The 12,690-nt window shown below is 36.5% G+C and carries 10 protein-coding genes; all 10 read left to right on the top strand.

What is annotated here, in order from left to right:
- Positions 1-128: 128 nt before the first annotated feature.
- The 10 genes from BM305_RS04845 (at position 129) to BM305_RS04800 (ending at position 12,661) form a co-directional block, all read left to right on the top strand.
- Complete coding sequence (locus BM305_RS04845) at positions 129-788, top strand: GerMN domain-containing protein (protein ID WP_092559578.1); 660 nt, start codon at positions 129-131, stop codon at positions 786-788.
- A 463-nt stretch (positions 789-1,251) separates the two neighbouring features.
- Positions 1,252-2,883 carry a GspE/PulE family protein gene (locus BM305_RS04840; RefSeq protein ID WP_092559754.1) on the top strand — a complete coding sequence of 544 codons (1,632 nt, stop codon included), beginning with the start codon at positions 1,252-1,254 and terminating at the stop codon, positions 2,881-2,883.
- Positions 2,884-2,918: 35 nt separating this feature from the next.
- Positions 2,919-3,974 (top strand): type IV pilus twitching motility protein PilT, encoded by a 1,056-nt coding sequence (locus BM305_RS04835; protein WP_092559577.1) that lies wholly within the window; start codon positions 2,919-2,921, stop codon positions 3,972-3,974.
- Between the two features lie 23 nt (positions 3,975-3,997).
- The gene (locus tag BM305_RS04830) at positions 3,998-5,206 is read left to right on the top strand and encodes a type II secretion system F family protein (RefSeq protein ID WP_092559576.1); all 1,209 of its coding nucleotides are present in this window, start codon (positions 3,998-4,000) and stop codon (positions 5,204-5,206) included.
- Between the two features lie 111 nt (positions 5,207-5,317).
- Positions 5,318-5,797: a prepilin-type N-terminal cleavage/methylation domain-containing protein gene (locus tag BM305_RS04825; protein ID WP_177214553.1), complete on the top strand. Its 480-nt coding sequence runs from the start codon at positions 5,318-5,320 to the stop codon at positions 5,795-5,797.
- Positions 5,798-5,879: 82 nt separating this feature from the next.
- Complete coding sequence (locus BM305_RS04820; protein ID WP_092559574.1) at positions 5,880-6,632, top strand: prepilin peptidase; 753 nt, start codon at positions 5,880-5,882, stop codon at positions 6,630-6,632.
- A gap of 85 nt (positions 6,633-6,717) precedes the next feature.
- On the top strand, positions 6,718-8,448 hold the full coding sequence (gene pilM, locus BM305_RS04815) for a pilus assembly protein PilM (RefSeq protein WP_177214552.1): 1,731 nt from the start codon (positions 6,718-6,720) through the stop codon (positions 8,446-8,448).
- Between the two features lie 12 nt (positions 8,449-8,460).
- Positions 8,461-9,192: a hypothetical protein gene (locus BM305_RS04810; RefSeq protein ID WP_092559572.1), complete on the top strand. Its 732-nt coding sequence runs from the start codon at positions 8,461-8,463 to the stop codon at positions 9,190-9,192.
- Between the two features lie 45 nt (positions 9,193-9,237).
- Positions 9,238-10,230: a prepilin-type N-terminal cleavage/methylation domain-containing protein gene (locus BM305_RS04805; RefSeq protein ID WP_092559571.1), complete on the top strand. Its 993-nt coding sequence runs from the start codon at positions 9,238-9,240 to the stop codon at positions 10,228-10,230.
- 4 nt (positions 10,231-10,234) lie between these two features.
- A complete protein-coding gene (locus BM305_RS04800) occupies positions 10,235-12,661 on the top strand; it encodes a type II secretion system protein (RefSeq protein ID WP_092559570.1) in 2,427 nt (808 codons plus the stop codon).
- Positions 12,662-12,690 lie beyond the last annotated feature (29 nt).

Genomic DNA, 12,690 nt, shown 5'->3' with positions numbered 1-12,690 from the left:
CTATAAAACAAATAAATATGAATAGCAATAGCTTTTTCAAATATTATCTGCACAATGAAAAGATTTATGTTATAATGAATGTGTTTAAACATATGGCAGATAAATTCTGACTAAAAGGAGGGCTTACCATGAGTTTTTTTAATACGATTCAAGATGCAAGTAAAAATATCAAAAAAAGAAGTGTTCTATTTTATATTCTTATGCTACTGCTGTTGTTTAGCATAATGGGATGTGGTAAAAAGAAAGATGCTGCGGAAGATAGTATGGTGACGGAAACGATAACGCCTATTGAAATAGTTCCAACAGAAGATGTTGTAACTCCAGAAAATTCAGAAACTGTGCCAACCGAGGAAGTGCAGCAAACATCAGAACCTGTTGCAGAAGCCAGTGAAATTCCAAAAGCAGAGGTGACAGTGTATGTACCTGATGAGGATGTTCTTTATGAAATTCCAACAAAAGTGACAGCGGAAGATAGTCCACAGGGAATCGTAGATGCATTAATCCAGGCAGGGGCTCTTCCAGAAGGAGTAAAGGTGAATTCTTTTGAAATTGAGGATGATGACAGTTTAACAGCACATATTGATTTATCAAAGGAATTTAGGGATGCCGTGTCACAAACAGGAACAACAGGTGAAACGATGCTGATGGGGTCATTGGTCAATACATTTATTGAGTACTACAAGTTAAAGTCAATAAATGTAACAGCTGAAAACCAGGTTATAAGTACAGGACATCAGGAATATAATGAGCCGTTGGAGTTTTTTGACTTTTTGATAGCAGAAAAATAATTGGAATGTATTATTTGTTGCAGAATAAACTATACCAAAATGAATAGAATGGAAGAAGTACAAGATATAGCAGCTTGTACTAGTTGGCTATTGTAAACAAAGACAGTCATTTTCTGTTTAGTAATCTACACAACAGAAAACGGACAACATTGTATTTGTGTGAATTTATATGTAAAACATTGCTAGTAAAACATAAGAAAAAATGAAAAATAATTAAAAAAAGTATAAAAGATACTTGAAGCAATAGATTTTATTTGCTAAAATAAAGATAATTAAAAATATAGTTTTCTTTATTTTTGAAGAGTGATAGAATATAATTGATAGAGAAATAATAATAAAAATAAAGATTTTATAAAGGTGGTTCATTATATTGGGAACTAGATTGGTAGATCAAGGGGGACGTCGCAAAAAGCGTTTGGGGGATATTTTAATTTCAAGTGGTGCTATCAGTCCAGAAGAGCTTATGACGGCTTTAGACGAACAAAAGAAAAAGGGGAAAAAGTTAGGGGAAACATTAATAGATTCAGGAATTCTCACCGAATTGGATATTGCAGATGCGCTGCACAGGCAGCTGGGAGTTGACATGATTCGGCTTGAAGAATTGGTTATACCTGAAGATATACTCCGCTTAGTTAGTGAGTCGGTTTTGCGAAAATACAACGTGATTCCTTTTGAATTCAATATGATGAATATGAACGAATTAAGAGTCGCAATGTCCGATCCAATGGATATTTATGCTATTGATGATTTGGCTTTTATAACAAATCTTCAAATAGAACCAGTTGTTAGTACACCAACAGAAATTTCTTCTGCAATTGACCGGTACTTTGGTAATGCAGAGGCAATGAAGGTAGCTGAACAATATACAAAAGAGCGTGAAGAAAAGTTTAAGGATTCTAAAAAAGAAGAAGATATTAATTTCGATGATGACATAAGTAATGCACCTATTGTGCAGCTCGTGAATAAGATTATTGAGCAGGCAGTTAGATTACGTGCAAGTGATATACATATTGAACCGATGGAGTATCAAGTTAGAATACGTTTTCGTGTGGATGGTGTGCTGAAGGCTGTTATGTCCTATGGAACAGATCTTTTGGCAGCGATTGTAACGCGAATTAAAATTATCGGTGGAATGGATATATCAGAAAAGAGAAAGCCTCAGGATGGCCGTATTACCAGCGTGGTTGATAGAAGTGAATATGATATTCGTGTATCTATTCTGCCAACTGTATTTGGAGAAAAGGTAGTAATGCGTCTTACATCCAAGCAGGCATTGACGAAGGACAAAAAGGATTTAGGTTTTTCAGATGATGAGCTGGCACTGTTTGATTCTATTTTAAAGCATCCACATGGAATTATTCTGGTAACAGGACCAACTGGTAGTGGTAAGTCCACCACATTATATACGGCATTAAGTGAGCTGAATGTAGAGGGTGTAAATATTATTACGGTTGAAGATCCAGTAGAAGCCAATATTGATGGTATCAATCAGGTTCAAGTTAATAATAAGGCAGATATGACCTTTGCCAATGCGTTGCGTTCGATTCTTCGTCAGGATCCGGATATTATCATGATTGGTGAGATTCGTGACGGGGAGACGGCTCAGATAGCTGTAAAAGCCTCTATTACGGGTCACCTTGTTGTTAGTACACTGCATACAAACAGTGCTTCCAGTACCATTACGAGACTTGAAGATATGGGAATAGAACCTTACTTGATTGCGGACTCTGTAGTTGGTGTTATTGCACAGCGTCTGGTAAGAAGGCTGTGTCCAAAGTGCAAGCAGGGCAGAAGTGCTTCCCGGTATGAAAAAGAAATGTTAGGATATCCGAAGGAAATGCCATTGACTGTTTATGAGCCATGTGGCTGTACTCAGTGTAATAATACTGGTTATTGGGGACGTATTGGTGTATATGAGATTATGGCGATTTCACAAAAAATAAAAGATGTTATCAGCAAGCATGGAAGTGCAGATGATATTGAAAAGGCTGCCTTGGATGAAGGTATGCATACGCTAAGGCTTTCAGCGTCGAAGTTTGTTATAGATGGAATTACGTCCTATTCTGAAATGGAACGTATTTCATTTGATAAATAAAGACTGATTTTAGTTTATAAGCGAGAGGGAAAAGTATGATTACAATTAATGATTTATTAGCTATAACGAATGGAAATGGAGCGTCGGATTTGCATCTTACGGTGGGGGTGCCGCCTAAATGCAGGGTTCATGGCGAGCTGCGGAATATGGAATTTCCCAAGCTTATGCCAGCAGATACAGAGGCAATTATTAATCCGATGCTTTCACCTTACCATCGTTCCATTTTGGATGAGTATGGTGAAGTGGATTTTGCATATTCGGTACCCAATCTGGGAAGGTACCGTGTTAACGTATTTAAACAGAGAGGTTCACTGGCATGCGTGCTGCGTCTTGTAGGTACTACGATTCCGTCACCTCAGATGCTGGGAATTCCATCTTCTATTGTAGAACTGACAGGAAGAAAGAGGGGGCTGGTTCTGGTAACAGGTCCAACGGGTAGTGGTAAATCTACTACACTGGCATCGCTAATTGACCAGATTAATAAAAATTATTCGTCACATATTATTACCCTTGAGGACCCAATAGAATATCTTCATTCACATGTACGTTCTGTGGTGAATCAGAGGGAAATAGGCTTGGATACATATTCATATGAACATGCATTAAGGTCTGCGCTAAGAGAAGATCCAGATGTAATTCTGGTTGGAGAAATGCGAGACTTGGAAACAATCTCCACTGCTATTACCGCAGCAGAGACTGGACATTTGGTATTTTCTACTTTACATACCATTGGTGCGGCAGCAACGGTAGATCGTATGATTGACGTATTTCCGCCACATCAGCAGCAACAGATTCGTATACAAGTAGCTTCTGTTTTGGAAGCGGTTGTTTCACAGCAATTGATTCCGCTTGCTAATGGACGAGGAAGAGCTGCTGCTTTTGAAGTTATGTTGGGAACTCCTGCGGTCAGAAACTTGATTCGTGAAGGGAAAACTCACCAAATTGAAAGTGCTATGCAGACCAGTAAGAAAATTGGTATGCAGACATTGGATGATGCTATTTATGAGTTGTATATTAGCGGTAAAATCGATGCGGAAAAGGCAATCAGCTTTTCCCAGGATCCGATTGCATTTGAAAAGAAAATTTACTAATTAAATTAGGAAGGGATGAGAAAGTGCCATTTTTTGATTATGTCATTTTAGATCAGAGCGGGAAAGAGAAAAAGGGCAAGATGGAAGCCAACGATGTGGAAACAGTCCGCAGTCAGTTAAAGGCTCAAGGACTAATTCCCATTGCAGTAACAGAAGAAACTCTTTTAAATAAAGAGATTACGTTTGGCGGAGGGGTAAAGCCAAGAGACCTGAGTTTATTTTGTAAGCAGTTTCACAGCGTTCTGGCAGCAGGTGTTACGGTAATTAATGCTTTGCAGATGCTTTCTGAACAGACCGAGAAAAAAAGTATGCGGAAGGCAATCCGTGATGTGCAGCTTGCAGTTGAAAAAGGAGAAACTCTTGCAAGTGGTATGGGCGGGCAGCCACAAATCTTTCCACCTATGCTGATTAACATGGTGGAAGCAGGAGAAGCCTCAGGTAACCTTGATACAGCATTTGAGCGTATGGCAACTCAGTTTGAGAAGGATGCGAAACTACGTTCAGTAGTAATTCGTGCCATGGTTTATCCAATTATCGTTTGTGTGGTAGCAGTTGCTGTAGTAATCCTTATGTTAACCTTTGTTGTACCGCAGTTTATGTCCATGTTTGACGATGCAGATATTAAATTACCTAAGATTACATTGGCAGTAATTGCAGTCAGTGATTTTATGGTAAAATTCTGGTGGCTTATGCTGTTAATTATTGCAGGAATTGTAATTGGTCTTCATTTTTATAAGGCATCTGATACTGGAAGAATGACTTTGTCCAGGATAGGATTGAGAATTCCTCTTTTTGGTAAATTAATTGTAAAATCATCTGCTGCACGTTTTACCAGAACATTGAGTACCTTATTAGCAGCAGGTATTTCCTTGATTGATGCAGTAGAAATTACAGCTAAGATTATGGATAATCAGGTAATTAAGGACGCATTGATAGAAGCCAAGGAAGAGGTGGAGCGTGGTGTTCCTTTATCTGAACCATTGGAAATCAGTGGTTTGTTTCCGCCTATGCTGTATCACATGGTAAAAATCGGAGAAGAAACTGGTAATATGGAAGCTATGCTTGACAAAGTAGCAGATTTTTTTGAAGACGATGTGGAGCAGACCACACAGGTACTGACAACAGTGCTAGAGCCATTGATTATAGTAGTTCTGGCTGTTGTTGTAGGTGGAATTATTATGTCAGTATTGGCACCAATGTTTACATTATATTCCAGTGTGGATAAAATGTAAGGAAATAGGTTAACGATGGAGTATCCTGGTAATACATAATCAAATAGCATCGTATGCAGGGTATAAGCCATTTTTAATAATTTATGAAGAAATGAAAAGGAGTAATGAATGATGAGAGAAGAGCTAAGAAAATCAAAAAAACTTGGTAACAAAGGTTTCTCCCTGATCGAGATGATCATTGTTATCGCCATTATGGCAATTTTAGTAGGTGTGGTAGGTACAGCAGTATTACCATACATGGAAAAATCTAGAAAAGCAAAAGATATGCAAATTGTAAGTGGAATCAGTACATCTGCATTAGCTGTATTTGCAGAGCATGCAGATGTTATTTCAACTGATGAGCATATTGTAACAAATTCAACTGGAGACACAGGTAATTCAACTATTTTAGCTGGATTAAAAGAATTATTAGGTGTACCTGCTACATCAACAAGTATATTTGATGATTATTTACCAGCTGGTACTTTTCAGTCAAAAGATGGAAAAAGTGCAACAAGTCTTCATATTGACTATGTTTATGCTACTGGAAAGGTGACAGTTCAGCTTTATAATGGAACTACTGCACTTTTAGATCCAGCTGTTTCTAAATGATTAGGGCATCACTAATTTAATTAATGAGTATTTAAGGAGCAGATCGGCACATGCGATCTGCTTCCTATGAAAGGAAAGTAGTATGGAAGTATTGATATTTGTGGTCATTTTTATTTACGGAATAGTCATAGGCAGCTTTTTGAATGTCTGCATTTATCGGATTCCTAAGAAAGAGAATATTGCAATAGTCCGATCTCATTGTATGAAGTGTGATTATCAACTGAAATGGTACGATTTAATTCCTGTGTTCAGTTATGTTGCTTTAAAAGGAAAATGCAGAAGCTGTGGCGAAAAAATTTCTATCCAGTATCCTGTTATTGAGTTTTTAAATGGTGCTTTTTGGGTTGGCATTTTTGTTGTAAATGGTTTTACAGTGGAGAGTCTGCTATATTGTTTTATGACCTCTGCGTTTATTGTCCTCAGTGTAATTGACTGGAGAATTTACGAAATACCGGATGGAATTAATGTTTTTTTGGCTATTATAGGAGTTGGACGTATTGTATCTGATATAGGGCACTGGTTTGTTTATATAATAGGCGGAGTCAGTATCAGTGCAGTGTTGCTGCTTATTTTTATTCTTTCCAAGGGAAGGGCAATCGGTGGAGGTGATGTAAAATTAATGGCATCAGCAGGACTAATTGTAGGTTGGAAGAATATTATTTTGGCTTTCTTTTTTGGATGTATTATAGGTTCTGTGATTCATGTCATTCGTATGCGTATTCAAGAAGAAGGGAATGTGCTTGCCATGGGACCTTATTTGGCAACGGGTATTTTGATTGCCGCATTATATGGTGAAAAAATGATTCAATGGTATCTGAATCTATGTTCTTTATAATTTTTTGTTACGGAGGATTGATAAAAGCAATCTTGCGTAATGAAAAATTAATGTTTTAAAAATACTTCTAATGGGAGGAAATTACGTGGCTAAGAGAGTATTAAGTATTGAAATTGGTGCAAGAAGTACCAAACTGAGCGAGGTTTCTTATATAAAGGGAACTCCAAATGTACACAAATGTGTTTCCATTCCGACGCCACAAGGTGCGGTTGAGGATGGTTATATCCGGGATAAAAATATGTTTGCTACAGTATTGAGGCAGGCACTTGCAGATGCAAATATTAAGACAAGAGAAGTTATTTTTACTGTAAATTCAACAAAGGTTGCTAATCGTGAGGTTCTGATTCCAGCTGTGAAGGAACAGACCATTAAGTCGATTGTTATGAACCAGGCAACAGAGTATTTTCCAATTGATATTTCAGAGTATACGATTTCTTACTATATATTAAGTCGTGTGTCAAATGGAAAAGATAAGCAGATAAAGTTATTAGTGTTAGCGGCACCAGTCAATTTAATTCGCGGCTATTATGGGCTGGCAGATGCGTTAGAGATGCAGGTTGAATCCATTGATTATATTGGAAACAGCTATTTTCAGATTGCCAAAAAACAAGTTGGTCAGGGAGTCAGCATTGCTGTACATATTAATGAAAACAGCAGTATTATTAATATTATTGAAAATGAAAGCTTAATGCTGCAAAGAATTATACCTTATGGAGCTAATGGTGTAATTGAGGCTGTACAAAAACATTCTACCTTTAAAGTAACTACTTCTGAGGAGGCGGTTAGTCTGCTTTGCCGTGAAAAAATAATTAATCATCAGTTTGATCTGGCAAAGGAAGATGGGGTTACTTATGCAGTAGCATCAGAGGGTTATGAGAAAATAATGAAGGAAGCCCGTGCTAGAGAGGATGTAACGCAGGCATTTAAGTTTGTGGTAAGTAATGTTATCCGTGTGTTAGATTATTTTTCATCAAAGAATCCAGAGAAAAAGATTTCGTTTATTCATCTTAGTGGTATTGGCTCACGCTTTATGGGAGTAGCACAGTTATTTCATAATGAATTAGGCTTAGATGCAAAGAAAATGGAAGATTTGTTTTCCATTCGTTTTGATAAAAATGCTTTGGCAAATCCAGCAGAATCTTCTGAATTTTTAGCTTGTATTGGTGCTTGTGTAAAACCAATTGGATTTGAAATCCATGACGATAAAATGAAGGCAGGAAATAGAGGAACTACAAAAGGTGTGATGTTAGGGGCATCTGCTTGTATGATTTTAACAACAGGACTTATTTTGGTTTCTGTTTTTGCCAATATTGGGTATGCAGCAAAAAAGAGACAGCTTGAAAATGATATTGCGTCCAGAAGTTCTGTGGAAGTTATCTATAATGAATACAATAAAGTTTTAGCTGATTACAATACGTTGGCAGGGGTATATGATTCTACTCGGAATGCTAATGAGAACTTAGACAAATTGATTGGTGAACTAGAAGAAAAACTTCCAAAGGCAGTTTCTGTAACGGCTCTTTCTATTACAGATACGAATGTTTCATTAACCATAACTTTAGATAAAACAATAACAGTAGCAAAGTTATTAATGCAATTACAGCAAATTGATTGCTTGGATAAAATATCTATTGATTCAACAAATACTTCTGACGTAGATGATGGACCTGCAACCGTGTCTATTATTGTAAATGCAGTATATACACAGGATGCGTTCGATAAGTTAGTTGATACAGATAGTGGTTCTGTAGATAATGAAGCAACAGGTGCTGAAACGACGGAACAAAGTGATAATACAGAAGTAAGTGCGGAGTAGGAGGGGCTAAATATGAAGCAAAGTAAAATCTCAGAGAGAGATAAAAAATTATTAATTATTCTTGTCACTATATTATTGGTAGCAGCTTCTGGATTTTTCGTTATTAAGCCAAATTTCGACAAAGCTAAGGCGGTAAAAAAAGATAATGTTGCTTTACAGACAGAGTTAGATACGTTAAAAGCTAAGGAGCAAAAAAAAGAAGAGATTCGTCAGAAGAAAGAAGAAAAGGAAGCAGAAATAACTGAAATTGCAAGTAAATATCCATGTCTTGTAAAAACAGAAAAAATTATTGAAATGATGGTGAAATTGGAAGAGAAAACTAATATTACTCTTACATCTATTACATTAGAAGGATTAAAGCCATTTTATGTTGGCACATCTGTTCAAACAGAACTAGAACAATGTATTACGGATAGAGAGGTGTATGCATTGTTTCAGCAAGAAGTAGAAGAAGTGGATGTGTTACAATTAATTGCAGCACAGCAAAAATTTACTATTTCTTTTGATGGAGCTAACTATAAAGCTTTTAATAATATTATTGAATATTTTATTAAAAATGAGTATCATATGACTATTGACTCAATGGATATGGCGTTTGATTCTTCATCTGGTTTATTATCAGGTTCTATAACTGTATCAGCATATTGCATGGGTAAAAATGGAATACCATATATAGAACCAGATTTAGCATATATTCAGACGAAAAAGCCAGATATATTTGACACTTTTTCAAAAAGCAAGTAATAAAATATAACAAGATAGAAGTTTAGTTTGGCGAGGAGGTTGTTTATGAAATTCCGAAAGAATAAAAAAGGTTTCTCTTTAGTAGAGGTAATGGTTAGTGTTATGGTACTGGCAATCTTATTTATTCCCATTATTTCAAATTTTGTAGCAAGTATAAAAGTGAATCGTGAGGCTGGCTACATGCAAAAGGCAACTTTAGTCGCTCAAACTGTATTGGAAGACGTTAAGAATAAAACTTATGAAGAGTTTTTAAAAGCATCGGGTTGGACGACTCAGCCAGTAGATCCTTCTGATACCGCGGCATTGATTCGAGCAAAAGCAGGGTTTATTTATGATGGTGTGGAGTATAAGGCTGAAGTCAGAATGACGCCAACAAGCTATTATGGTACGGGTGGTGTGGATAGTATTAATGATAAAAAACTGCCGAAGATTTATGCTATGAGTTCCAATAATACTTGTGTTATGTCAGATGGATATGATTCCAGTTCGGGAAAGGTTTTCTTTAGTAATAAGGGTTACCATGATGATTCAAAACTTAGACGTACTATGAAGGTTACAATTGAGAAATTGGCCGATAAACAATATAAAGTCAGTGTAGAGTATGAATATACCTATGATGGATGTATTGAAACGTTACCATTACATATATATGAAGAAACATTTATGAACGGATTAGATTGTATTTATTTTTATTATCAGCCTTTAACCAGTGGAAATGATACATTGAAAATAACTTGTGATACAGTTCCTGCAACGGATCATATTAATTTTTTTGTAATAAGTACAGATACATCAGTGTCTTCGCAGCTGACCATTGATTGTCCTACTGACTTATGTGGAAGTGCAAGTCCGTTTTATATGGTTCATAATGTTAATTTTTCAGACGGTCATTCCAATGAAGTAGCAACTGCGGCAGGTGATTTCTTTGAAGAGGAGACAAAAGATAGACTTTACAGAGTAACTGTAAAGGTTACAAGAGCAAACGATGTGAATAACAAAGTTTATGCTGAAATGAGTTCGGCGAAAGGGGAGAATTAGACCTATGAGATTCGGAAAAAATAAAAAAGGATTTAGTATGATTCTAGTCATTACCGCCATTTCATTTCTTGGAATTATTGGTGCATTGGTGCTTTCTGTTGTTATGACTAATATGCAGATCAAGTCGTCGGATTTAGTTTCAAAGAAAACTTTTTATACAGCTGAGATTGCAGCAGACGAAATTGTATCTGGGCTAGAAGGAATTTCGGCAGATGCCATGGAAGAGGCTTATCAGTCTTTGGTTGTAAATTATATGTCATCTACTGGTGACAGACAGAAATTACTGTCTAAGAATTTTTTTCGCTATGTAGCTGCCCAATTAGGTGCATCTGAACTGCCTAGTACGGATCCAACGGTTGATACTTTAACAGGAAATACATTTACGTTTCAGTTGAGTAAGCTAAATGATTTAATTGAAACTCAATTTAATACAGAAGGTGTGGGAGGTACTCTTACCATAACCTGTTCTACAAATCCGGCCAGCAGCACAAGTGAGTTAGCATATTCAGGAACTCCTTCTGCAACTGGCAGCGGATTTACTTTAGATTATCAATATATAACATTAATGAATGTAAAAATCAGTTATGAAAGCAATAACGGTTTTGCATCTAGTATCACTACTGATTTAAATATTACGCTGCCAGAAAGTGAAGAAATTACGCCAGCATTTGCAAAGTATGCACTAATATCCGATCAGTTGATTGAAGTTAGAAGCGCTACAGAAGTTAAAGGAAGTATGTATGCAGGTACGTTACAGACATCGTACAGCAGTATCCCAAGTAGTAGCACATATCCATTTGATGGAGGAATTGCGATTCTGGGAAGTGGTGATTTAGAGGTAAATGCAGAAAATAGCAATGTAATCACGAGGGAAAATATATGGGTACATGATGGGGCAAAGCTGACCGTAAATGGTGGCAAAGTGTGGGCAGAAAATATATTAACAAGTGGAGCAGCCACTGATGTTGTACCGAATGAAATTAAATTAGACAGTCAGGTACGGGTTGAAAACGATTTGAATCTGAGATCTGCAAATAGCAAAATTACTTTAAAATCAGAGTATGTGGGACTGTCATTTGACAGTATTGACAGTGCAGGCAAAAAAAATGCAGCAAAAAGTAGTGCTATGCTAATTAATGGAAAGAATTCCTCTTTGGATTTAACAGGATTGTCTACACTGATTTTAGGAGGACGGTCATTTATATCTACTAGTTCGGCTACGTCTTCCATTACAGGAGCAACCTTTGATACAGACAATGATATTATGATGGGTGAATCCATTGCGGTGAAAAAGGATCAGTCAGCTTACTTAATACCAGTCACATCCGAATTAAAGTGTAGGGTGAATCCAATCAAAATAGATACATTAGAGGAATATGCAAAAAAATTAGAGTCTACAAGAACGACACCATTTTCTACAGCTGCCCAAACTTCAGATAGTCGTTATCGAGAATTAGAAGACAAAGAAATCTGGAATTATGAAGCTACGGAAACCAATGAAATTTATACCAAGTATTTAAATCCTAGTGAACCAATTAAAAGGGTTTATTATCGGTTAGGTGCAGGCAGCGGTTCAATCCAAATGGTAAGCTTCTATTATAATTTTAAAAGCGAGGCGACAGCCAATGCCTACTATAGTGATTATTTTCATTCAAATAAAGATAAGGTAAAAGAAAATATCTCTTATCACGAAGACACCGCAGGGAATGCTACTGTTACAACAAAAGATAAGGCGGATTATGCCAGATATTTTGTTGGCGGACAGATTGTGGCAAAAACTCCAAGCAGCAGTGGAGAATATATTATTTTAAAGAATAACGAATATAATCCAGATACCTATGAGACTTCAGCGGCTGGGTTGTATACAGAAATAGAAGAATACAAAAACAAATACAAAGCGTTGCAGGCAAGTTTAAGTGAAAATGGTATTCCTCCAGCGAATCCAGATGCCAGCCGATTGTTTGACAGCATTATAAATTACAGCTATTTGTCCAATAAAAGTGCCAATAAGATGATTGAGGATTCGACAAAGCATTACTATTATTTGTATAAAGATTTAGGTGCTTATAATAGTGTTAATATGGAACTGTATATTGTACACAATGATGGGACTAATGGTTCTGGCGGAGCGGCATTTAAAGTTCCAGAAGGAATGAACGGAATAGTGATTACCAGTGGAGATGTTATTATGCCACAGAATTTTACTGGTGTGGTCATTGCCAGAGGAATTATCCATGCCTCGTCGGCAAATTCCAAAATCTATGCAGATGAAGTCATGGTATTGAAGGCGCTAAAGGCTTGCGTGGATACAATAGATAACTTTGGAAATTATGTTAACGCATATAGTGGGTCAGCCTCATCTGGCGAGAGTGTATTAAAGTATAGAAAAAATATTTCCTATGAGAACTGGAAGAAAAATGAAGAGCAATAACACATTAGATGATTATAAGGTTGACTAGT

The organism is Anaeromicropila populeti (genome assembly GCF_900112775.1).
In the GTDB taxonomy this organism is placed as follows: Bacteria; Bacillota; Clostridia; order Lachnospirales; family Lachnospiraceae; genus Anaeromicropila_A; species Anaeromicropila_A populeti.
Note: the sequence above shows the minus strand (reverse complement) of the source record. Positions and strands in the feature narration are given on the sequence as shown.

Coding starts and splice junctions, on each gene's coding strand:
- BM305_RS04835 (WP_092559577.1), top strand. CDS start 2,919: ATGATTACAATTAATGATTTATTAGCTATAACGAATGGAAATGGAGCG.
- BM305_RS04820 (WP_092559574.1), top strand. CDS start 5,880: ATGGAAGTATTGATATTTGTGGTCATTTTTATTTACGGAATAGTCATA.
- BM305_RS04810 (WP_092559572.1), top strand. CDS start 8,461: ATGAAGCAAAGTAAAATCTCAGAGAGAGATAAAAAATTATTAATTATT.
- BM305_RS04825 (WP_177214553.1), top strand. CDS start 5,318: ATGAGAGAAGAGCTAAGAAAATCAAAAAAACTTGGTAACAAAGGTTTC.
- BM305_RS04805 (WP_092559571.1), top strand. CDS start 9,238: ATGAAATTCCGAAAGAATAAAAAAGGTTTCTCTTTAGTAGAGGTAATG.
- BM305_RS04845 (WP_092559578.1), top strand. CDS start 129: ATGAGTTTTTTTAATACGATTCAAGATGCAAGTAAAAATATCAAAAAA.
- BM305_RS04840 (WP_092559754.1), top strand. CDS start 1,252: ATGACGGCTTTAGACGAACAAAAGAAAAAGGGGAAAAAGTTAGGGGAA.
- BM305_RS04800 (WP_092559570.1), top strand. CDS start 10,235: ATGAGATTCGGAAAAAATAAAAAAGGATTTAGTATGATTCTAGTCATT.